Source organism: Sulfurimonas sp. HSL-3221 (genome assembly GCF_021044585.1).
Lineage (GTDB): Bacteria > Campylobacterota > Campylobacteria > Campylobacterales > Sulfurimonadaceae > Thiomicrolovo > Thiomicrolovo sulfuroxydans.
In genome coordinates this window covers 1,888,362-1,910,429 of record NZ_CP087998.1, presented here as the reverse complement: position 1 = coordinate 1,910,429, position 22,068 = coordinate 1,888,362, and the positions used below count along the sequence as shown (strand labels likewise).

The 22,068-nt window shown below is 57.5% G+C and carries 23 protein-coding genes; 14 read left to right on the top strand and 9 right to left on the bottom strand.

Annotation, left to right across the window (positions count from 1 at the left end; genetic code table 11):
• Positions 1-41: 41 nt before the first annotated feature.
• From LOH54_RS09800 to LOH54_RS09790, 3 genes are read right to left on the bottom strand one after another with little or no spacing between them, the layout of a single operon-like run.
• Complete coding sequence (locus LOH54_RS09800; protein ID WP_231018864.1) at positions 42-1,292, bottom strand: BaiN/RdsA family NAD(P)/FAD-dependent oxidoreductase; 1,251 nt, start codon at positions 1,290-1,292, stop codon at positions 42-44.
• Positions 1,289-1,888 carry a hypothetical protein gene (locus LOH54_RS09795; protein ID WP_231018862.1) on the bottom strand — a complete coding sequence of 200 codons (600 nt, stop codon included), beginning with the start codon at positions 1,886-1,888 and terminating at the stop codon, positions 1,289-1,291. The genes LOH54_RS09800 and LOH54_RS09795 overlap by 4 nt, the downstream gene beginning before the upstream one ends.
• Positions 1,885-2,718 (bottom strand): prephenate dehydrogenase, encoded by an 834-nt coding sequence (locus LOH54_RS09790; protein WP_231018861.1) that lies wholly within the window; start codon positions 2,716-2,718, stop codon positions 1,885-1,887. Before LOH54_RS09790 ends, LOH54_RS09795 begins: the two co-directional genes overlap by 4 nt.
• Positions 2,719-2,847: 129 nt before the next feature.
• Here LOH54_RS09790 and bamA point away from each other — a divergent pair, with 129 nt between their 5' ends.
• Positions 2,848-5,091, top strand: a complete 2,244-nt coding sequence (gene bamA, locus LOH54_RS09785) for an outer membrane protein assembly factor BamA (RefSeq protein ID WP_231018860.1) — start codon at positions 2,848-2,850, stop codon at positions 5,089-5,091.
• Between the two features lie 50 nt (positions 5,092-5,141).
• On the opposite strand, the gene LOH54_RS09780 is transcribed toward bamA, so the two are convergent.
• The 6 genes from LOH54_RS09780 to plsY all read right to left on the bottom strand — a co-directional run bounded on the left by LOH54_RS09780 (position 5,142) and on the right by plsY (position 10,150).
• Positions 5,142-6,614 (bottom strand): Ppx/GppA phosphatase family protein, encoded by a 1,473-nt coding sequence (locus LOH54_RS09780; protein WP_231018858.1) that lies wholly within the window; start codon positions 6,612-6,614, stop codon positions 5,142-5,144.
• A 150-nt stretch (positions 6,615-6,764) separates the two neighbouring features.
• Positions 6,765-7,022, bottom strand: a complete 258-nt coding sequence (locus LOH54_RS09775; RefSeq protein WP_231018856.1) for a YfhL family 4Fe-4S dicluster ferredoxin — start codon at positions 7,020-7,022, stop codon at positions 6,765-6,767.
• 149 nt (positions 7,023-7,171) lie between these two features.
• Positions 7,172-8,479, bottom strand: coding sequence for a sensor histidine kinase (locus LOH54_RS09770; protein WP_231018854.1), 1,308 nt, complete (start codon positions 8,477-8,479; stop codon positions 7,172-7,174).
• Positions 8,458-9,129 (bottom strand): homeostatic response regulator transcription factor HsrA, encoded by a 672-nt coding sequence (hsrA, locus tag LOH54_RS09765; protein ID WP_231018853.1) that lies wholly within the window; start codon positions 9,127-9,129, stop codon positions 8,458-8,460. The genes LOH54_RS09770 and hsrA overlap by 22 nt, the downstream gene beginning before the upstream one ends.
• 80 nt (positions 9,130-9,209) lie before the next feature.
• Positions 9,210-9,536, bottom strand: a complete 327-nt coding sequence (locus tag LOH54_RS09760) for a dihydroneopterin aldolase (protein ID WP_231018852.1) — start codon at positions 9,534-9,536, stop codon at positions 9,210-9,212.
• The gene (plsY, locus tag LOH54_RS09755; protein ID WP_231018850.1) at positions 9,536-10,150 is read right to left on the bottom strand and encodes a glycerol-3-phosphate 1-O-acyltransferase PlsY; all 615 of its coding nucleotides are present in this window, start codon (positions 10,148-10,150) and stop codon (positions 9,536-9,538) included. Before plsY ends, LOH54_RS09760 begins: the two co-directional genes overlap by 1 nt.
• Before the next feature lie 131 nt (positions 10,151-10,281).
• On the opposite strand from plsY, the gene nadA reads away from it, so the two are divergent.
• The 13 genes from nadA to ubiE all read left to right on the top strand — a co-directional run bounded on the left by nadA (position 10,282) and on the right by ubiE (position 22,068).
• Positions 10,282-11,280 carry a quinolinate synthase NadA gene (nadA, locus tag LOH54_RS09750; RefSeq protein WP_231018848.1) on the top strand — a complete coding sequence of 333 codons (999 nt, stop codon included), beginning with the start codon at positions 10,282-10,284 and terminating at the stop codon, positions 11,278-11,280.
• A gap of 26 nt (positions 11,281-11,306) precedes the next feature.
• Positions 11,307-12,095, top strand: a complete 789-nt coding sequence (gene nadC / locus LOH54_RS09745; RefSeq protein ID WP_231021235.1) for a carboxylating nicotinate-nucleotide diphosphorylase — start codon at positions 11,307-11,309, stop codon at positions 12,093-12,095.
• Positions 12,095-13,024, top strand: coding sequence for a DHH family phosphoesterase (locus tag LOH54_RS09740; RefSeq protein WP_231018847.1), 930 nt, complete (start codon positions 12,095-12,097; stop codon positions 13,022-13,024). The genes nadC and LOH54_RS09740 overlap by 1 nt, the downstream gene beginning before the upstream one ends.
• Positions 13,021-14,391 (top strand): peptidoglycan metallopeptidase Pgp6, encoded by a 1,371-nt coding sequence (gene pgp6 / locus LOH54_RS09735; RefSeq protein WP_231018845.1) that lies wholly within the window; start codon positions 13,021-13,023, stop codon positions 14,389-14,391. Before LOH54_RS09740 ends, pgp6 begins: the two co-directional genes overlap by 4 nt.
• Positions 14,392-14,465: 74 nt before the next feature.
• Positions 14,466-15,350 carry a UDP-3-O-acyl-N-acetylglucosamine deacetylase gene (gene lpxC / locus LOH54_RS09730; RefSeq protein WP_231018844.1) on the top strand — a complete coding sequence of 295 codons (885 nt, stop codon included), beginning with the start codon at positions 14,466-14,468 and terminating at the stop codon, positions 15,348-15,350.
• The gene (locus tag LOH54_RS09725; protein ID WP_231018843.1) at positions 15,343-15,795 is read left to right on the top strand and encodes a hypothetical protein; all 453 of its coding nucleotides are present in this window, start codon (positions 15,343-15,345) and stop codon (positions 15,793-15,795) included. The genes lpxC and LOH54_RS09725 overlap by 8 nt, the downstream gene beginning before the upstream one ends.
• A 9-nt stretch (positions 15,796-15,804) precedes the next feature.
• Complete coding sequence (thrB, locus tag LOH54_RS09720; protein WP_231018842.1) at positions 15,805-16,686, top strand: homoserine kinase; 882 nt, start codon at positions 15,805-15,807, stop codon at positions 16,684-16,686.
• A 29-nt stretch (positions 16,687-16,715) separates the two neighbouring features.
• A complete protein-coding gene (locus LOH54_RS09715; protein ID WP_349636714.1) occupies positions 16,716-16,970 on the top strand; it encodes a DUF448 domain-containing protein in 255 nt (84 codons plus the stop codon).
• Positions 16,960-19,578 (top strand): translation initiation factor IF-2, encoded by a 2,619-nt coding sequence (infB, locus tag LOH54_RS09710; RefSeq protein WP_231018839.1) that lies wholly within the window; start codon positions 16,960-16,962, stop codon positions 19,576-19,578. Before LOH54_RS09715 ends, infB begins: the two co-directional genes overlap by 11 nt.
• Positions 19,575-19,940: a 30S ribosome-binding factor RbfA gene (rbfA, locus tag LOH54_RS09705; protein WP_231018836.1), complete on the top strand. Its 366-nt coding sequence runs from the start codon at positions 19,575-19,577 to the stop codon at positions 19,938-19,940. Before infB ends, rbfA begins: the two co-directional genes overlap by 4 nt.
• Positions 19,930-20,361, top strand: coding sequence for an LSm family protein (locus LOH54_RS09700; RefSeq protein ID WP_231018834.1), 432 nt, complete (start codon positions 19,930-19,932; stop codon positions 20,359-20,361). The genes rbfA and LOH54_RS09700 overlap by 11 nt, the downstream gene beginning before the upstream one ends.
• The gene (gene ribD / locus LOH54_RS09695) at positions 20,355-21,365 is read left to right on the top strand and encodes a bifunctional diaminohydroxyphosphoribosylaminopyrimidine deaminase/5-amino-6-(5-phosphoribosylamino)uracil reductase RibD (RefSeq protein WP_231018833.1); all 1,011 of its coding nucleotides are present in this window, start codon (positions 20,355-20,357) and stop codon (positions 21,363-21,365) included. The genes LOH54_RS09700 and ribD overlap by 7 nt, the downstream gene beginning before the upstream one ends.
• The gene (ubiE, locus tag LOH54_RS09690; RefSeq protein ID WP_231018831.1) at positions 21,358-22,068 is read left to right on the top strand and encodes a bifunctional demethylmenaquinone methyltransferase/2-methoxy-6-polyprenyl-1,4-benzoquinol methylase UbiE; all 711 of its coding nucleotides are present in this window, start codon (positions 21,358-21,360) and stop codon (positions 22,066-22,068) included. Before ribD ends, ubiE begins: the two co-directional genes overlap by 8 nt.

Sequence of the window (22,068 nt, the reverse complement as noted above, 5' to 3'; positions counted from 1 at the left end):
AACAAAAATTTCCGTCTTATTACCGCCGGCGCGCTTGAAGATTACTGCGGGGTGGGGAGGGCGCCCAAGTGCCCGGCGAGGTAGCCGCTGGCGAAGGACCACTGCAGGTTGTAGCCGCCGCAGGGACCGTCGAGGTTCATCAGTTCGCCGCAGAAGTAGAGCCCTTTGATGAGTTTGCTCTCCATCGTTTCGGGCCGGATCTCCTTGAGGGAGACCCCGCCGCGGGTGATCATCGCCATCTTGAAGCCGTCGTGGCCGGTGACGGTCAGGGGGGTCCAGGCGAGGAGCCTGAGCAGGGCATCGCGCACCTTTCCGCCCAGTTTATTGAACATCGTCTGCGGGTCGGCGTGGGCGAGGGCGCAGAGTTGCAAACTTAGGGCCTCGGGCAGCAGGGTCATGACAAGGTCGATCGTGACGGCGTCGGGATGGTCGTTTTGGTATGCTCTGAAATGCTTGAGCAGGTCGTCCTCGCTCATCCCCTTCGTCATATTGATCAGCAGCGGTACTTCGCCATAGGTCTCCAGCAGCGGGGTGACGTCGCGGGCGAAGTCCAGCACGGCGGGCCCCCTGATGCCAGTCTTGGTGAAGATGAGGTCCCCGGTCGCGCGCAGTTTTTTCGCCTTTTTCAGGTCGACTCTGATGGTGACCTTGGGGATCGTATCGGCGCGGCAGTGCTCTACCCAGGTCTCTTTGGTTTTCAGCGGCATCATGGCGGGGTAGAGCTCGGTAACGGTGTGTCCCGCCTGCTGCGAGAGGGCGTAGCCGTCCCCTTCGGCGCCGAGCTGGGGGTAGCCGAGCCCCCCGGTGGCGAGTACGACATTTGGGGTGGCAAAGACGTCCGTTTCCGTCGTCACCCCGGTGACATGATCGCCGTTATGCTCGACGGAGATGACTTTCTGATTGCAGCGTACCTCGACCCCGAGGCGCTCAAGCTCCTTCTCCAATGCCGAGAGGATCGTCTCCGCGCTATGGGTAACGGGAAAGACCCGGTAGCCGTCGGGGGCGTGGGTTTTGACGCCGATCTCACCGAAAAAAGCGATCAGGGCTTTGTGGTCGAAGGCCTCCAGCGCCGGGGTCATGAAGCGGCCGTCGCGGCCGAAGCGGGCCATAAAGGCGGTGTTGTCGAGGGTATTGGTGAGGTTGCAGCGGCCGCCGCCGGTGGCTTTGAGCTTGGCGCCGGGTTTGGAGAGCTTTTCAAGCAGCAGCACCTGATTGCCCTGCCGGGCCGCGACGATGGCGGCCATCATGCCTGCGGCGCCGCTGCCGGCGACGATGACGTCGAAGGCGTTCATTCGACCTTTTCGGATTCCAGCTGCATCCGGGCATACCAGCGGTGCAGGGCAGGGGCGATCTGCTCCAGGTACTCCCAGAGGTTTGCAGGCGTATCGGCCTGCATCGTCAGACCGTAGGAGACCTCGCCGAAGAGCAGGGGGTCGTAATCGGTCGCGTTTGCGCGGGCCTCTTTGATCATCTGCTGCGGGTTGAAGGTACCGGCGAAGTTCGTGTCGAACTGCAAGAAGGTGTGGACGTCGTTCGTCGCGACGAGCAGGCCGTACTGGGTCATGGCGAGCAGGTCGTGGCAGTCGCTGTACTGCTTGTCGTTGTGCAGGTCGTAGCTGGCGGTGTAGATGTGGCGGTCGGAGCCGTTGAGGCGGAACTGGACGATACAGAGGGCGATGGTCTGCCCTTTGTAGTCGACGTTGAAGATGGAGGGTTTGAACTCGCAGGTGACGGCGTTGTCTTCGAGGAGCTTACTGTTATTGTCCGCGACCTTGACGGCGACGAAGGGGATCCCCTGCTGGGTCCCGAGCGGCACGGCCTGCACGAAGGAGAGGTTGGCAATGAGGTCCTGGAGATTCTGCGGGAGAATCGTATTGGCTTCGGTCACAGGAGGATCTCGTGCAGCTTTTTACCGGTCTCGAGGCGATTGTGCACCTCCTCCCACGCTTCATCCTTGATCGCCTTTTTCATAGCGTCTAGTTCGTTTTCGAAGAGGGTGATCGCTTCGAGGAGATGCTCCTTGTTCTGGCGGAAGATATCTTCCCACATATTTGGCGAACTCTTCGCCAGGCGGCTCATGGAGCGGAAGCCCCCCGCGGCCAGGGCGAGGATGTTGTATTTGTCCTCCTGGTTCAGTACCGTATTGGCCAGGGAGTAGGAGATGGCGTGGGGCATGTGGCTGATAAACGCGGCGTGGCGGTCGTGGTCGTGGGCGCGCATGTAGTGCAGCCGCATGTGTAGGCCCGAGAAGAGCCGGACGGCCGTCTCCTGCTGCTGCTTGCCCGAATCGGCCATGTCGCACAGGACGACGACCTTGTCTCTGTAGAGACCAGAGACCGCGGCCTGGGGGCCGAAGTTCTCGGTACCGGTCATAGGGTGGGCGGCGATGACGTTGCGGCGGATGCTCTCCGGGATGCTTTCGACGATCCGGGCCTTGGTACTTCCCAGGTCGATCACGGTCGCGTCCGCGTTGATGCGGCCGGGCATCTGCTGCAGGATGCTCATGATGCCGTCGACGGGGACGGAAAGGAAGATCGTATCGCACTGAAGGACGGTGTCGAAATCAACGACCCTGTCAACGAGTCCCAGTTCCAGCGCCGTGGCGCAGTGGGAGGCGTTGTGGTCGTGTCCGATCACCTCATTGACGAAGGGAAGCTGCCGCAGGTCCATTCCCAGCGAGCCGCCCATCAGTCCCAGTCCGATAATTCCCAGTGTCATCACACCTCCTTAATGTCGCGCTTATTGTAGCGCCCGCAGGATTAGAGGGGGCTTTTTACGTCCTATTAACCTGCGGGCTGGTAGAATCCTTGTTTCCAAAAAACAAGAAAATATGCATATAGGGTTCTGATGAAACAGTGGTCGGCACTGATAGCGGTGTTTTTGACGGCTTCGACGCTCGCGTTCGCCGCCGAAACCGTTGAAAAAGTACAATTCGAAGGGCTGGTCCATATCTCCGAGGGGGTGGCCGAACAGCTGTTGGTGCAGAAGGCGGGGACGCCGCTGGAGACGGAGAAGGTCGACAAGACGATCGAGCGCTTTTTCGGGCAGGGATATTTCACGGACATCTACGCGACGTACGACGCGGGTGTACTGACCCTTCATTTCACTGAGAAGCCGGTCATCTCGCGCATCGAGCTCAAGGGGTGGAAAGAGAAGGACGAGGATACGCTGAAAGATGTCGTCCAGCTGAAAAAGGGCACCCTCTACGATCCGAAAAAGCTCGAGGCGGCGAAGAAGCGCATCGTCGACAACCTTTCGCAGGAGGGGAAGATCGACTCCGTCGTCGAGATCGAAACGGAGCATCTTGATAACGGATCCGTCGCCGTCACCTTCGTCGTCAACGAGGGCGAGACGATTCTGATCAAAAAGCTGAATTTCAGCGGCGTGGAAGGGCTCGATCCCGACGTTTTCGATGAAAACATCGCCAACAAAGAGCATCAGTTCATGGGGTGGTTCTGGGGCCGCAACGACGGGAAGATGATGCTCGACCAGCTGCAGTACGACCCGATGCGCATCCGCGACACCTATATGCAGCACGGCTATATGGATGCGAAGGTCGATGCCCCCTTTACCCGGATCGACTTCGACGATTATACGGCCGAGATGAGTTACCAGGTCTCGGAGGGGCAGGTCTACATCACCAAGGCGATCGAGCTGCATCAGCAGACCCACGTCATTGACGATGCCGTCCTGCGTGACGTTATCACCCTCGAGACGGAGCAGCCGTTCAATATCAAAACCTTCCGGGAGGACGCGGAGCGGATCAAGACGAAGATTGCCGACCTGGGCTACGCCTACGTCCGGGTGCTTCCGGACCTGCGCAAGGACAAAGAACACGGCACGCTCGAGGTCGTCTACCGCATTATTCCGGGCGAAAAGGTGTGGATCCGCAACGTCGTGATCTCGGGGAACAACCGCACCCTCGACCGCATCGTCCGCCGCGAACTCTACCTGGGGCCGGGTGACCTCTATTCGCTGACGGACCTGAAAGATTCGCGCAACGCCCTGGGGCGTACCGGTTATTTTGACGCCAACACCATCGAGGAAAAACGGGTCGACGACCACTCCATGGACCTGGTCGTAAAGGTCAAAGAGGCGCCGACGGGCAACATCCAGCTTGGCGGCGGTTACGGCAGCTACGGCGGGTTCATGCTCAGCGTCGGGGTCAATGACCGTAATATTTTCGGTTCGGGCATCAATGTCGGGCTGCGTCTGGAGCGCTCCCAGCGTTCAAATAACTATTCGTTCAACATCTCCAACCCGCGCCTCAACGACAGCGATTTCAGCGGAAACTTCTCGATTTTCTATAGCGATTTCCAGTACAACGACTATACGACCCACTCCGATGGGGTGACGCTTGGGACGGGACACCGTTTCAGCCGTTACATCTCCGGATTCCTCAACTATACCTACTCCAACGTCAACTACCGGGACGTGAACCTGTCGCTCTATTCGCAGGATCAGCAGCGCTTTTTCGAGAGCTATGACAAGAGCGCCGTCTCGGTCGCGATGAGCTTCGACAATACGGATGACTACTATGTCGCGCGGAGCGGGTGGGCGATCTCGGAGAGTATCGAGCGGGCCGGGCTCGGGGCCCAGGCGAACTATGTCAAGAGCCGGACGGAACTAAGCAAATACAACGGGCTGGACGAGTGGCTCGGCTTTGACCTGATTTTCCGCTACAAAGCGCGTTACTACCTCGCACGCGATACGGGTTACCTGCCGCTGGCGGAGCGCTTCTACATGGGCGGGCTCGGGTCGGTCCGCGGCTACGAGTCCTACTCCATGCCGTACTACCGCAATACCGTCTCCGGCGACAACGTCCGCATCGGGGGGAAACAGACCTTCTCGCACAATGCCGAGCTGAGCTTCCCGCTGGCCCCGAAGGCGAAGATGCGCCTGACGACCTTCCTGGACTGGGGCTGGATCGGTACCACGTCGCTGTCGGAGTTCTCCCGCGGCGGATACGGTGTCTCTCTGGAGTGGTTCTCACCGATGGGACCGCTGCAGCTGGTCTTCGCCAACCCGATCAACCCGGAAACGGACGACCGGATCTCCCACTTCGAATTTACCATCGGGCAGCGCTTCTAAGCCGCCCCTTCCATCCTGCGATCAAATTTCATGCGGCATTGCTGCCGCAGCTACGCAATCTGAACCGTCAGCTCTTTCTCGATACCCAGCCGTGCGATCTGCTCTTTGGCAAGATAGAGGGAGCTGCCCTCTTTGGCCCGGACATGCAGGACACCTGTTTCATCGAGAGAGAGGTCGAAATCGATATTGCGCGGCCGGTGGGTCAGCAGGGCATCCGAGAGCGCGAGCAGCAGGTTGAGACGGTTGAGGGTTTTCGCCTTCGGGAGCAGACGCTGATAGTCGCTGTAAAAAGGTTTGGCGATTTTTCGCGTTTTGTGATAGCGCACCAGTGCCGCCACCGTCATGATCTCTTCGTGGCTGTAGCCGTACTCCAGGGCGCTTTCTACCAGGTACTGGCTGTTCTTGTGGTAGGAGTAAAAATGGACCGACGCGCCGACCTTGGCGAGCTGGGCCGCAATCTTGAGGAGACGTCGGGTCTCCTCGGGAAGGTGCATGGGGGCTTGCAGCAGGTCAAACAGGCGCATGGCGACGGTCGGGAGCTGGTTGGAAAAGCTTGTTTCGATCGTGTGGCAATCGAGGAGGTAGCGCAATGAGGGGTTGTAGCCCGCCGGGAAACGGTGGCGGTTGTGGCGCAGCAGGTCGGTGAGGTAGAGCCCCTCGCGTACCCCGGCGCCGCTTGTGACAAGGGTTTCGCAGCCGACATGCTGCAAAAAGCGCATCAGGATCAGGGTTCCGGGCCGGATGACGTCATAGCGCTCTTTTTTGACGCCGAGCTGTTTGAGCGCCTCGTCGTCGGGGGCGGCGAGGATCTTTTTCCCCAGCGCCATCAGCGCATCCGCGCCGAAGGTAAAAGCGTGCAGCTTCTTGATGGGGTGGGCCTGGTTTTTCTGGATGATCTGGGCCAGGGCACGGAAGGTGCCGCCGATACCGATGACAATGGGGCTCGTAACCGGCGGCATGGCGGCAAACTGTGCATCGATATAGGCGCGGGCGCCGTCGAGGTCGCCCCGGTCGCAGAAGAGCTCTTTGAGCCGGACGGTGCCAAGGTTGAGCGAAGCGCTCTGCATGACGTTCCCGGAGGCGATACAGGCGTATTCCGTCGAACCGCCGCCGATATCGATGGTGCGGGCGCTCATGGCCGGAAGAAGGTTGGCCGCGGCGACCCCGCCGAGATACGCCTCCTTCTCCCCGTCGATCACTTTGATCTGCAGGCCGAGCTCGTTACGGGCGCGTGAGAGGAAGAGGGCTCGGTTGGGGGCGTCGCGTACGGCGGAGGTGGCGACACAGAGGAGTTTGCGGCTCCCGTAGGCGCGGGCGATGCTGAGAAACTCGCCGAGGGCCTCCAGGGCGCGGTCGATGGCGGCACTCTGGAGGTTGCCGTCGTCGGCATAGGCTCCTTCGCTGATCCGGACGCGGCTCTTGGACTCATGCAGCAGCGAGAAGGCAAAGCGGCTGCTTTTTTCGAAGACCACCATTCGAACGGAGTTGGACCCGATATCGATGATCGCGGTACGCTTTGCCATGAAGTCCCTTGTGTCGGCATTGGAATAATGAAGGGATTATAGTCTTTGTCGTGTAAAAGGCTCCTAAGATAGGAGTGCATGGAAAGGGGGATTAAAAAAGATTGTGCCGTCGCATACAATGTGCGGCGACGGCGGGAAGAAGTAGCGGAATCAGTCCTCGTACTCGGCCATGATCTGGTCGTGTTTGAATTTCAGTTCGGCTACGGTTTCAACGTTGTCTTTGTCCGGGACGATACAGTCGACCGGGCAGACGGCGATGCACGCCGGTTCGTCATAGGTACCGACACATTCGGTACAACGGTCGGGGTCGATGATGTAGATCGGATCCCCCTCCTCAATTGCTTCGGTCGGGCACTCTTCTCTACAGGCATCGCAGGCGATACACTCATCATTGATCAGCAGGGACATACATACCTCGTTTGTGACGCGCTCGCGTCAGTAATTTAATTGCGAGTTATAGCAGAAGAAACCTTTGGCGAGTTTGAAGTGTAAAGCATTCGCCCGAAAGGTGTCATTCGGATTAGATTTCGTGATAAAAAGGGGGAGGAAGGGGCGCCCTATTTTTTCTTCTGCTGGGGAAGGGGACAGCAGAGTTTGGCGCGCAGCACCAGCCTCGCTTCCGTTCCGTCGACACCGTCGGTTCGGTTGCGCAGCGTGATCTCCGCTCCCATGGCGTCGGCGGCGCTTTTGGCGAGGAAGAGTCCCAGGCCGACGCCGGACTTGGTCCCGAGGCGTTTGAAGGGGGCGAAGAGGTCGACGCTGTCGTCGATCCCGCACCCTTCGTCTATCACCCGGATAACAAGATCCTCCCCCTCCGCTCGGCTGGTAAAGGTGACCTTGCGCCCTTCGGGGGTGAATTTGACGGCATTTTGAAGGAAGTTCTGCAGGATCTGGTTGAGCAGTCCCTCCTGGATCGTCGCTTCATACGATTCGGGCTGGAGGTCGTATTCGAGGGTTTTCTGTTCGGCCCGGGCCAGCAGCGCAAAATCCTCCCCCTTGCGCCGGAGCATGTCGATGATGTCCCGGCGCACCGGCGCTTCGAGCTGCGCCCCCTCCTGGCGGCCGATGTTGAGGATATCGGCGACGATCTTGTTCATCTCGTCGACGGTCTCGTTGGTCTTCTTGATCGCCTCGATATACTCTTCGGGGCTCCGTTGCTTGATCAGGGTGACCTGGTTTTTGAGTTTGATGACGGCCAGGGGCGTTTTGAGCTCATGCGCCGCACCGATGAAGAGCTCTTTTTGGTATTTGACGAAGTTCTGGATCCGCGCCAGGAGGCGGTTGATCGTGACGCCGAGGGGTTCGAACTCTTCGGGCAGATGCTCGACGCGGATCGGGCGGACAAGGTGCTCGTTCATATTCGCCAGGCGGTGGCTGAGCTGCCGGATGGGGATGGTGAGCATCTTGGAGAGGGCGATGGCGTAGAGGACGATGATGAAAAAGCCGATGGCGTTGATGATGAAGATCGAACGCAGGATCTTTTTGAGCAGCTTCTTCATCGTACTGATGTCTTTGGAGACTTTGAGATAGGTCTTTTGTGCCTGCTCGAAGGGGTAGAGGAGGACCAGGTAGTCGCGCCCGTTGTTGCTGTCGTCAAAAAAGTGCGGTTCGTCGCCGGAAGCATCGTAGAAGATCAGCTCCACGCTGACGCCCAGCAGGGCGTCGGTGTCATTGCTCATCGTATCGGAGAGGGACTGGAACTCGGTGATGTTCTTGGCGAACTGCAGCATCTCATGCTGTTTCTCGTCATAAATGTTCTGTCGGATGTAGAAGTAGAGAATAGAGGAGAAGATGATCAGCAGCGCCGCCGAAGCGACGATCAGCTGAATGAGGAAACGGTTCCTTATGCTTCTTTCGGAAAACAAAAACGGTATCCGCGGCGGCGTACGGTCTCGATGGTTGTGATGTTGAGGGGTTTGTCCATCTTCTGGCGGATCTGGTTGATCGCGACCTCGATAACGTTTGGCGTGACGAGTTCGGGCTCTTCCCAGATGGCGTCGAGCAGCTGCTCTTTGGAGACGATCTGGTCGCGGTGGCGGGCCAGGTGCGTGAGGACCTCGAACGGTTTGCCCTTGAGTTCGATCTCTTTCTCTTTGTAGATGATCTTCTCTTCTTCAGGGTTGATGATCAGGTCTTCGATCTCGATAATGTTGCTGCCGCCGAAGCGCAGGCGGGCTTCCAGGCGTGCGACGAGGACGTCGAAGTCGAACGGTTTACGGATAAAGTCGTCTGCACCGGCACGCAGCGCGGCGATCTCGCTCTCGTTGTCGTCGCGGGCGGAGAGAACGACAACGGCCGTTTTCGGTGTATTGGCCTTGATGTCGGGAATAATGTCGATGCTGTTACCGTCGGGGAGCATCCAGTCCATCAGAATCAGGTCATAGTTGCGGATATCGAGGTAGTATTCACCGTCTTTGAGGGTTTCGACGACGTCGCTCTGGTATCCAAACTCTTTAAGCCCTTCGGCCAGAGTTTTGTTGAGTGTGATCTCATCTTCAATGATCAAAATGCGCATGCATTAATCCTCTAATTGTTGAAAATTTTCGCGAAGTATAGCACAGTTTTAGAAAATTTTAAACTTTTTTTCAATTTTCTTTAAAAATTGGATTTTTTTGTGACAGAGACCCTGCAGTCGGGGAGGATGTCCGGTTTGGCGACGGTGAGCGAGAGGCTTTTTATGCCCGGAAACGCCTTTTTCAGTGTAATAGAAAGCGCTTCAAGAGCCTCTTCAACGAGGGCGAACTTTTCCTGCCGCATCTGTGTCCTGATATGGTCGGCGACGGCGGCGTAGTCGATGAAACGCTCCGCCTCATAGTCGTAGTCGATGACCGCGTCGACAATGACGCGCTGCGGGGTGACCCGCTCGAAATCAAGAATGCCGATGATGCAGTCGAAGGTGAGGGCGCGGATCTCGATGGTCATCAGACGACGCGTTTCTCCTCGCCCCTGACGAGGCGGACGATGTTGGGAATATGTTTGTAAAAGAGGAGCACGACGATCAGGATGACCGGGGCGTGCGCCATCTCCGGATGGAGGATGAAGCTGGCCACGAGCAGGGCAAGGACGCCGCTCAGCGACGAGACGGAGGAGATCCGAACCGTTTTGGCCAGGATCCCCCAGACGGCGAGCGCGATCAGTGTCTCAAGCGGCAGCATGACGAGCATGACGCCCATACCCGTCGCGATCCCTTTGCCCCCTTCAAACCAGAGGTAGGGGCTGAAGCAGTGGCCGGCAACGGCCAGGACGGCCACGCCCCACTGGGCCGCTTCGCTCATCCCGAAGGCTTTCGCGATCAGCAGGACGACGACCCCTTTGAGGGCGTCAAGAAGGAGGGTCGCGATACCGAGTTTTTTCGCGAGCGCGGGGTTGGTCTCTTTGACGACGCGCAGCACGTTCGTCGCGCCGATGCTTTTCGAACCGCCCTCTTTGACATTGACGCCGGCGAACAATTTGGCCAGGACGAGTCCGAAGGGGATACCGCCTACAAAGTAAGCCAGCAGGTAGAACTGTACATTGGGATTGAAGAGGAAGTCCATAAAAACAGGGCCTTGAGAGTAGATATGAATTGTAAGGGATATGGTAACGACGCTTTGGTTATAATTCCATTAATATTCCGGGCGGCGCACCGCTGGCGGCGGCCCGATACCAGACAGATAGGGGAGATGATTTGACGGATAACACCGAAGAACTCAAAGCAAAGATCCGCGCGCTCAAGGAGAAGCTGAGCGTAACGGTCGTTGCACACTTCTACCAGCGCGACGAAGTCTTTGACATGGGCGACATTACCGGCGATTCGCTGGAACTGGCCAAGAAGACGATGGCGGACGACAGCGAGTTTGTCGTCTTCTGCGGTGTCGGTTTCATGGGACAGAGCGTCAAGGTGCTCAGCCCCGAAAAACGGGTCGTCATGCCGAAGATCGCCTGCTGTGCCATGGCGAGGATGATCGATAGCCTCTACTTTGACGAATCCGTCAAGAAAATGGAAGAGGCGGGCATCGCTGAAGCGAATATCCTGCCGATCACCTATATTAACTCCAACGCGGACGTCAAGGCCAAGGTCGGCAAGATGGGCGGGATGGTCTGTACGAGCTCCAATGCGAAAACGATCATCGAAACGGCGTTGAAAGAGGGCAAGAAGATCCTCTTCGTGCCCGACCGCTGCCTGGGGCAGAACATCGCCAACATGATGGGGCTCAAATCCGCCGTCATCGGGATTGATGACAACCTTGCCGATGCCGACATCATCTGTTACGACGGCTTCTGTTCGGTCCACCAACTCTTCAGCGTCGACGACATCCGTTTCTACCGCAAGAAGTACCCGGGGATACTCATCGCCGTCCACCCCGAATGCGATCCCTCTATCGTCGCCGAAGCCGATTTCACGGGCTCGACCTCGCAGCTGATCAAGTATATCGCCGAACTTCCGGAGGATCAGAAGGTCGCCGTCGGCACCGAGTTCAATCTCGTCAACCGCCTGCGCCCTAAGAACACCTACGTCCTTTCATCAACGAAGCCGGAGTGCCCGACGATGAACGAAACGACCCTCGAAGACCTCTATAACACCCTCAAGTCGATCGACGAAGGCGAACCGATGAACGAGATCCACGTGGACGAAGAGACGCGCAAATGGGCCAAGGTCGCCCTTGATCGGATGATGGCGCTGTGAATATCGAACACTTTATCGAAGAAGTGATGGCCGAGGATGTCGGCCGCGGAGACCTCTACGCACGGGTGTCGGAGGCGGTTGAGGCTTCGGCCAAGATCTATGCCAAAAGCGACGGTGTTCTGGCCGGCGTCTTGTACGTCGATACCCTGGCGAAGATGGAGAGCATCTATGTCAAGTGGTTCGTGAAAGAGGGCGAGCGCTTTGCCAAAGGGGATGTGATCGCCCACTTCAGCGGGGATTCGCACACCCTGCTGCGCTGCGAACGCACGATCCTCAATATGATGCTGCATGCCAGTTCGATCGCGACGCTGACCCGCCAGTATGTCGACCTGATCGAACCCTACGGCACCAAATTGCTCGATACGCGTAAAACGCGCCCGATGCTCCGCAACTTCGAAAAGTATGCGACGCGCATCGGCGGGGCCGTGAACCACCGCATGGGGCTGGATGACTGTCTGATGCTCAAAGATACCCACCTGCGCACGATCAAGGACCTTGACGCTTTCATGGCCGACGCGCGCAAAAGGATTCCCTATACCGCCAAGATCGAGATCGAGGCGGAGACATTTGAGATGGCGAAGAAGGCGATGGACGTGCGGGCGGATATTGTCATGTGCGACAACATGACCCCCGTGCAGTTGCGCGAGGTGGTTGTCTACAAAAACACGAACTACCCCTACATCAAACTTGAAGCGAGCGGGAACATCTCCCTTGAAACGATCGAATCGTATGCGGCCACGGGGGTCGACGCGATCAGCACGGGTTCATTGATCCATCAGGCGAACTGGATCGATCTCTCCATGAAAATGGACTGATGCGCGAAGCGATCGAAGCCGCGGAACACATTGCGCTGATTGCCCACGTGCATCCGGATGCGGATTCGCTGGGCAGCGCATGCGCCATGTATGCCCACCTGCTTCGGCTGCAAAAGCGCGTGACGCTTTTTTGTGCAAGCGAAGCCATCGATGAACGGTTGTTCTGTTTGCCATGGGCGGATAAGATCACATCGCGTTGGGATGAAACGGCAGACCTGGCCATCGCGTTCGACTGCGGTGATTCGGCACGACTGGGCGTACTTCCGAAATGTACGTTGATCAATGTCGACCACCACGGCAGTAACGACGGCTTCGGGCATATCAAGCTCATTGACAAGGAAGCGGTCAGTACCACCGCCGTCCTTTTGACATGGTTCAAGACCGAAGCGATCAAAATCAACGCCAAAATGGCGACGGCGCTCTACGCCGGGATTACCGAAGATACTCTGGGATTTATGAGCCGTCGGACGGACGCGGCGGTTTTCGAGATGGCCGCTGAGCTCGCCCGGGCCGGGGCGGAGGTCGTGTCGGTGAATCACGCGCTTTTCCTGCGCCGTCCGCTCTCGGCACTGCGCCTTAAGGCCTTGATGCTCTCAAGCCTTGCCCTGCGCAGCGATGCACGTATCGCTTTGTTGCAGGTGACCCGGGCGATGATGGAACAGAGCGGGGCGGACGATACGGTTTGCGACGATGTCCTGCAGGAAGTACTGGGTCTGCCGACGGTCTGCGTGGCCGTGATGCTCTGCGAGCGTGAAGCGGGTGTGCTCAAAGTGTCGCTGCGTACCGACGACGGGATCGACGTCGGGGTGATCGCGGAGGCTTTCGGCGGCGGCGGACACCATTTTGCGTCCGGGTTCACGGCAACGGGGACGGCGTTGGAGCGACTGTCAGAAAAAATGATCGACATTATTGAAAAGGAGTTGGAATGAGACGACGAAAAAAGGGATACGGCGGCGTGATGTTTTTGAGCATCCTGCTCGCGGCGATCGGAGGAGCGGTCTACCTGTACACCTCGGATGCGTTCGAGCGTGACGTACCGGATATCCGCATTGAAAACAGCGGTTACTGGAACGGCGAGGCCCCGCTCAAGGTCTCCATCGACGATCAGAGCGGCATCGTGGAGTACAAGATCACGCTGATGAGCGGCAGCAACCAGACGATCCTCTCCGAGGCGAAATCGCCTGCACCGGAGAAGTCGAAGCAGTTTGAGCTGCAGGTCCCTGCCCGCACGATCGGCAAGCAGACCGATGTCGTCACCCTCGAAGTCGAGGCGCGCGACGCCAGCCGCTGGAACTTCTTCGCCGGGAACCGCGCGGTCAAACGCGTCACCCTGAAGATCGACGCCCGTCGACCGAAAGTGGGGATTATCGCCAACTCCTACAAGATCACGAAGGGCGGTTCGGCCCTCGTGGTGTTTGAAGCCGAAGACGAGAACCTCGAAGAGCTCTACATCGAGACGAGCTTCGGGCGCCGCTTCAAGGCCGTACCCTTTTATGCGGAAAATTACTATGTCGCGCTGATCGCATGGCCGGTGACTGCCGAGCGTTTCCGGGCCTACGTCATCGCCGACGACGTCGCGGGCAATCGGGCAAAGGCCTACATCCCGCTGCACCTTCAGGAGAAGCAGTACCGCGTTTCGAAGATCAAACTCAGCGACCACTTTCTTAACGGAAAGGTTTCCGATCTCGCGCAGATGTACGGTGCTCCGGCCAACGCCGATATGATTGAGCGTTTCCGCTATGTGAATGAAACCATGCGCGCGCAGAACGAAGAGCTGATCCACAACATTACGTCGAAAGTAGGGGATGCCCAGATCGACCGGTTCGACCAGCAGCCGTTCTATCCGCTGCGCAACGGACAGGTGGTTGCCAGTTTCGGTGATCATCGTCTTTACTACTACAACGGCGCGAAGGTCAGCGAATCCTACCACCTTGGGCTCGACCTCGCCAGCGTGAAAATGGGCAAGATCAAGATTCAGAACCCCGCGGATATCGTCTTTGCCGACGAGAACGGTATCTACGGTAATATGCCGATCCTGGCCCACGGTCTGGGGCTCTATACCCTTTACGGGCACTGTTCGAATCTGAACGTCACCCAGGGCGAACACGTTGATGCGGGAACGCACATCGCCAATACGGGGATGACGGGTTACGCCATGGGAGACCACCTCCACTTCGGCGTTCTGGTCCAGGGCGTGGAAGTAAGACCGGAGGAGTGGATGGACAAGCAGTGGATCCGTCTCAATGTCAGCGATGTCATCAAAGAGGCAAAAAAGGTGATCGACCGCCGCCGTTAACAGGCGGAGTTATCACAATTTATTCACGTTTTTAGGCTATAATAGCGCCAATAACGAGCCTGTAAGGGGGATGCATGAAACAGACGACGATCGCAAAACCGGTGGAACTGGTGGGAATCGGCTTACACAAAGGTTCTCCGGTACGTCTCCGGCTTGAACCTCTTGAGGCGGACAGCGGGATCGTCTTCGTCCGCAAGGATGTCGGTGTTTCCATTCCCCTCAAGCCCGAAAACGTCGTCGACACGCAGATGGCGACGGTGATCGGAAAAGACGGCTTCGTCATCTCGACGATCGAGCATCTTCTCTCCGCGGTGTACGCTTACGGCATTGACAACCTCCGCATCATCGTCGACGCCGACGAAGTCCCCGTCATGGACGGCTCCAGCGCAAGCTTCTGCCTCCTGCTGGATGAGGCGGAAACGGTCGAACAGGATGCGCCGAAGCGTATTATGCGTATCAAGAAGGAAGTGACGATCAAAGAGGGGGACAAGTACGTCAAACTGATACCCTCGAACGACCTGCGCTACCACTTCACCATCCGTTTCAAGCATCCCGTCATTTCCGAACAGCACTTCGACCTCGACTTCAGCCGTGAAACTTACAAAGCGGAGATCGCGCGTGCCCGCACCTTCGGTTTTCTTCACGAGGTCCAGTATCTCCGCTCCAAAGGGTTGGCCCTGGGCGGCAGCCTGGAGAACGCCGTCGTCCTGGACGAGAAAAAGGTGCTCAACCCCGAAGGGCTGCGCTACAGTAACGAGTTCGTCCGCCACAAGATCCTGGACGCCATTGGGGACATGTCCCTTATCGGCATCAACTTCATTGGGGAGTACGAGGCCTTCGCCGGGAGCCACGACCTCAACCACAAGCTGACCCTCGAGCTGCTCAAAGACCCCGCGAACTACGAGGTTGTCGAGATCGCGACGGCGGAAGCGAAGGCGATGGCCAAAGCATATGCATGATGCCGTCGTCATTGCACTGACCACCCCGATCGTTGTCGGGATCTACAAAGAGGGGGAACTCGTCGAGCGTTTCGAGAGTACGAAACAGAGCTCCGATTCCCTCCCGGAACTTTTCGAGACGATTCTGAAAAAATACACCCTCGCACATCTCATTTACGCTAAGGGCCCCGGCAGTTTCATGGCCATCAAGATCGCCTACCTCTACCTGAAAACCCTCAGTATCGTTCTGGGAACACGCCTGCTCGCCGCCGATGCATTTTACTTCAATGGCAACCGCCCGCTCAAAGCCGTTGGGAAGCTCTATTTCGTTAAAATGGCGGACACAATCAAGACGCAAAAGTTCGAAACGCCGGTTGAGGCGGATTTCCGGCTTCCGTCCCACCTGGATCTCAATGATTTTTCCGACGATGCATTGCCCTACTACGGGATCGGAGCCGTCGGTTAAGGAGCACGATTGATTATCAGCGTTCCGGCGACAAGCGCCAACCTCGGACCGGGTTTCGACACCCTCGGTCTTTCCGTCGACCTGCGCAACAGGGTCGAGTTCAAACCGTCGCGTTTTTTCAGCGTTTCCATCAAGGGCGAAGGAGAGGGTAACCCTCGGCTGAAGGGCAATAATATGTTTGTCAGTATCTTCAACGAGCATTACCAACGCCTGACGCACAAAAAACAGAATTTCAAATTCCAGTTTTACAACAGCATCCCCCTTTCCCGTGGGCTTGGAAGCTCTTCGGCCGTAATCGTCAGCGCCATCGCCACGGCGCACGAAGCAGCGGGTGTACGTGTCTCAAAACGCCGGATCCTGAACCATGCCCTTGTATATGAATCGCATCCGGACAACATTACGCCGGCGGTCATGGGCGGCTTCAACGTCGCCACGGTGGAGAAGAACAAGGTCTTTTCGCAAAAAAAGCACCTCCCCGATTACCTGCGGGCGGTCGTGGTCATTCCCGACAAGCCGATCTCGACGGCGAAGTCACGCACGACACTGCCCAAGTCCTACAGCAAGGAGAACGCTGTCTTCAACGTCTCGCATGCTGCGCTGACGGTGGCGGCGTTCTTTAACGAGGATTGGGAGATGCTCAAGATCGCGACCCAGGACCGTTTCCACCAGAAAACACGGATGAAAATGATGCCGGAGCTCTTTACGATCCAGAAGGCGGCGTATGAGCAGGGTGCACTGATGAGTACGCTCTCGGGGAGCGGGTCAACGTTCTTCTCCCTGTGCTACGACGAAGACGCCGCAGGGCTGGCGGCGAGGCTTGAACAGCGTTTCCCCCAGTTTGCGGTCAAAATTCTCAACCTGGACAACTACGGCCTGACGGTCGAACGCTGAAACGCTCATTCAAGGAAACTTTGGATATAATGCGCCAAAATTATTCGGGCCCCGTTCGTATGTGCGTCAGCTGTCGGAAACGGGAAGCACAGAATCAACTGTTGAGATTGCAATGCGCCGAGCGTTCCCTGCGCCCCTATAGCGGGACGGGACGGAGCTTTTATCTGTGCCCGGAGTGTTTCACTGCCAAACAGACTGCCAAAGCGCTCGCCCGCCAATGCAAAAGCGGGGAGATCGAGCGCCTGCTGAACGAGTTAAAGGAGATCATCACGGATGTCAGATAAAGTTAGAGTAAGCGAGATTGCCAAAGAATTGGGTATCGCATCAAAAGAGGTCGTCGAAAAAGCCCAGGCAATGGGGCTTGGCCACGTAAAAACGGCTTCAAACTCCGTTTCGATGGAAGAGGCGGAGAAGATCGCTAACTTTATCATGAGCGGTACGACGCCTGCGGCGCCGGAACCGAAAGTCCGTGTCGTGAAGAAAGCGGCCCAAGCCAAAGCAGAGGCAACTGCACCTGCCGAAGCCGAAGAAGTGGCGGCAGAAGCTCCGGCGGCAAAAGCTGAAACACCGGCAGCTGCCGAGGCAGAAGAAGCACCGAAAGCGGAAGACGCTGCAGTCGAAAAGAAACCGAAGCCGGTCTCCGGGGCAGTGGTTCAGCAGACGGAACCGGCCTTGAAACAGGTGACGCCGATCAAGCGCAGCGGCCTGCGGATCAAAAAGAAAAACCGTCCGTCCGTTGAGGAGACGGCCCAGGTCTCCAAAGAGACGACAAAACTCTCCAGCTACGGGAAGCTCAATGCGGACGTACTCGAAGAGCTAGCCCAGAAGAAAAAAGCTAGGAAAACCTCCAAATCGACGCCGACACAGCGCAAAACCAGCGGGACCTCCCTGGACATCTTCGGCGGTTCCATGTCCGATGTCTCCATGGATTACGATGACGACGAAGTCGTACTGCTCGACCTGAGCGAAGCGACGCAGGACAAACCGAAACTGCCCGAAGAGCCGCAGCGCCCGCGCGAGAAGAAGCCGGTCGGCCGCGGCGGCGGTCAGAAGAAGCCCGGCGGCAACCGTCCGCGTCAGGTCGCTCGTAAAAAGCGCAGAAAATACACGAAAGAGAAGGGTGCGGAGGAAGTTATTACCCACGTCGAGATCCCTGAAGATATCCGCGTTTACGAATTCGCCGAGAAGATCAACCACCCGATTTCCGACGTTATCAAGGTCCTTTTCAACCTCGGCATGATGGTAACGAAGAACGACTTCCTTGGCAAGGACGAGATCGAGATCCTCGCAGAAGAGTTCGAGGTCGAAGTCACGACGATCGACCCGACAAACGCCTTCAACTATGAAGAGGAGTACGTCGAAGCGGAATCCGAGGAGCACCTCGAAGAACGCCCGCCGGTCATTACGATCATGGGCCACGTCGACCACGGTAAGACCTCTCTGCTCGACGCGATCCGCAATGCTCGCGTCGCCCACGGTGAAGCCGGCGGTATCACCCAGCATATCGGTGCGTATACGGTAGAGCAGCGCGACAAAAAGATCACTTTCATCGACACCCCGGGCCACGCCGCCTTCAGCGCGATGCGTGAACGCGGTGCCCAGGCAACCGACATCGTTATCATTGTCGTTGCGGCGGACGACGGCGTTAAGCCGCAGACGATCGAGGCGATCAAGCACGCCAAGGCGTCCGAAGCACCGATCATCGTCGCGGTCAATAAGATGGACAAAGAGGGCGCGAACCCGGATCTGGTCAAAGGACAGATGGCAGAGCATGAAGTCTCTCCAATCGATTGGGGCGGGGACGTCGAATTCGTACCGGTTTCCGCGAAAACAGGCGAAGGGATCGATGAGCTTCTGGATAACATTCTACTGACGGCGGAAGTGATGGAGCTTACGGCCAACCCGGAAGCGGCGGCCAAAGCGGTTGTCGTCGAGAGCTCCGTCGAGAAGGGCCGTGGCCCTGTCGGAACGGTCATCGTTCAAAACGGTACACTCAGCGTCGGCGACAACGTCGTCTGTGGCAAGGCGTTCGGCCGGGTCCGCTCCCTCATTAACGACCAGGGAGAGCAGATCAAGGTCCTGGGACCGAGTGAAACCGCCGTGGTTGTTGGTCTGAACGAAGTCCCGGCTGCCGGTGACATCATGATCGCGATGGAGAGCGACAAAGAGGCGCGTGAGTATGCACAGAAACGTGCCGAGTACGAGCGCCAGAAAGAACTCTCCGCCAGCACGAAGACCTCTCTGGATGAACTGACGGCCCTGATCGCGGAAGGGAAACTGAAATCCCTCAAAGTTATCCTGAAAACGGACGTCCACGGTTCGCTCGAAGCGATCCGCACCTCACTGCTTGCGCTGCGCAACGACGAGGTCAAGGTCGATATCATCTCCTCCGGCGTCGGCGGGATCACCGAAAACGACGTGGAGCTTGCGAACAGTTCCGAAAACAGCGTCCTGCTCGGTTTCAACGTTCGTCCGACGGGTGCGGTCAAGGCATTGGCGAAACAGCGCGGTGTCGAAATCCGTACCTATACGATCATCTACCAACTGCTCGACGACATTACGGGCATGCTGACGGGTATGATGGCACCGAAATTCAGCGAAGAGCACAGCGGCCAGGCCGATGTCCGCGAAGTCTTCAAGATCCCCAAAGGGATGGTTGCGGGCTGTCTCGTCGTCGACGGCAAACTGGTCCGCGGCGGCCCGGTCCGCGTGATCCGCGACGGTGTCGTTATCCACGAAGGTGAACTGACATCGCTCAAACGCTTCAAAGATGACGTCAAAGAGGTCGGTAACGGCTACGAGTGTGGGGTTGTCCTTAACGGCTACGACGATGTCCAGGTCGGTGACGTCATCGAGACCTTCACCCGTGTGGAGCAGAAAGTAGAGCTGTGACGCCCGCAGAGATCAAGCTTAAACGCACCGACGCGATCCTGCAGGAGCTTATCCCCGAGGCGATCTCGCAACTCGGGGATGCCCGTCTGCATGAACTCGACGTCATCGAAGTCCGCTGCGCCAAGGGGCGCAGCGACGCCAAAGTCTACCTTGACCCCCACGACTACAGCGAAGCGGAGCGCAATGCTTTTTTGAAACAGCTGCGCAAAGCGCGCCCGGTCATCGAAGATTACTGCATGAAAGACCAGGGGTGGTACCGCTGCCCGAAACTGGCATTCGTGTTTGACGATCAGCTCCAGAAGACACAGCAGATCGAGGCGCTTTTCAAACAGATCGAAGGGGAGAAACACGATGAGTCTTGAGACCGATATCAAGAACCTGGTCGAGTCGATCGGCCTGCACCTTTATGATACGTCTGTTGTTACTGAAAACGGTGAGACGATCTACCGCGTCAACGTTATCGGCGAAGGCGGCACGACGATGGATCAGTGCGTCGAAGCGACGAAGCTGATCTCTCCAATGCTCGATGTTACCCCGCCGGTTCAGGGCGAATACCGTCTCGAGGTGAGCTCGCCGGGCGTGGAGCGCAAGCTCAAAACCCTGGAGCACTTCCGCTTCTCCGTCGGCGAAAAGGTAGAGCTGACCCTGCAGGACAAAACGAAACTGCGCGGCGAACTCAAAAGTGTCGGCGAAGACGGCATTTTGAGCATCGAAACCGAGGCGGGAACCGAAGCGGTCCCCTTTGACAGCGTCGTCAAGGCCGCAACCTACTTCGAGTGGTAACACGGATGGCCCGGCCTGATCCGATGGCGCTGGCCGTCGATGCGGCGTGGGCTTTCCAGGGGTGTACGTTCCCGAACCCGGCCGTTGGTGCTGCCGTTACCGATGCTTCCGGCCGAATCCTTTCCGTCGCCGCCCATGAAAAAGCGGGCGGTCCTCATGCGGAAGTTCTGGCGCTTCAGCAGGCCTTTGCTCTTCTGACTTCTGACACTGCGATCCTGGCACTCACTGATTCCGGCACGATCCATGACTATCTTCTGACCCATCATAACGGATGTTTCGTTTCCTGCACGATCCACGTCACCCTCGAGCCTTGTGCCCATCACGGTAAAACCCCCTCCTGCGCCCGTCTGTTGGTAGGCGTGCGGATGGGGCGGGTCGTCTACGCGGCGGCGGATCCGAATGCGGAAGCGGCCGGCGGAGCATCCATTCTCAGTGAAGCGGGTATTCGTGTCGAGCACCAACCTTCCAAAGCGTCGGAAGATCTGCTTTTTCCCTTCGTACAGTGGCAGAAAAAGCCTTTTGTCACGTTCAAGTGGGCCCAGCGGCTCGACGGAACGATAGACGGAGGGACCATCAGCGGGAATGAATCGCGCCGATTTGTGCACGCGATGCGTGACGCGGCGGACCTGCTTGTTATCGGGGGCAATACCGTACGTACCGACCACCCGACACTGGATGCGAGGATGGTGGAGGGCAAGGCACCGGATATCCTTATTCTCTCCAAGCGTGACGATTTTGATCGGACGATCCCGCTCTTCAACGTCCCCGGCCGGAAGGTGATGATCGCGTCTGATCTCACTGCAATTGACCGGTACCACAATGTTCTTGTCGAGGGTGGTCCGGGGATGTTCGAAGCGGTACAGTCGCAGTGCGATATGTACCTCTGTTTTGTTGCGCCTTCAAGCGGTGGTACAATACGCTTTCTGCAAGAGAGAAAACAATTTGAAATCAGGCACCTGTCCCGTTCGGGGGAGGATGTCAAACAATGGATGGTGAATGGATAGACAGGAAAAAATCGTATCGATGTTCGACGAGATCGCGCCGACATATGACAAGGCGAACCGCGTCATGAGTATGGGAGTCGACCGCAGCTGGCGCCGAAAAGGGTGCGATAAGGCCTTCGGTTTCTATAACCGGCCGGAACTTGATCTCATCGTTGACGTCGCCTGCGGGACGGGAGATATGATGGATTACTGGCGACAGCGCGCCGCTGTCAAAAACATCAGCGTCAAAAAGATCCTCGGCGTCGATCCCTCCGAGGGGATGGTCGGTGTCGGCCGGAAAAAGTTCCCCGATTTTGATTTTGCCATCTCCAAGGCGACGGAGCTTCCCGTTGAAGCGAATACGGCGGATATGCTCAGCATCTCCTACGGCATCCGCAACGTCGTCGAGCGTGAAGAAGCCCTGCAGGAATTCAACCGTGCCCTCAAACCCGGAGGAATGGTTGTGATCCTGGAGTTCATGAAAAATGAACACCCCTCATTTCTGGGCAAGATCCGCGACTTCTACATGACGAAGGTCCTGCCGAAGATCGGCGGCTTTATCTCGAAGAACAAAGAAGCCTACGAATACCTGCCCAACTCCATCGAGGGCTTCCTGACAGTGGAAGGGATGCGCGGCGAACTGGAAGCTGCCGGCTTCGAGCCACTCTTCATCCAGAGTTTTTCCATGGATATCTCCACGCTGATCATCGCCAAGAAGGTGTAA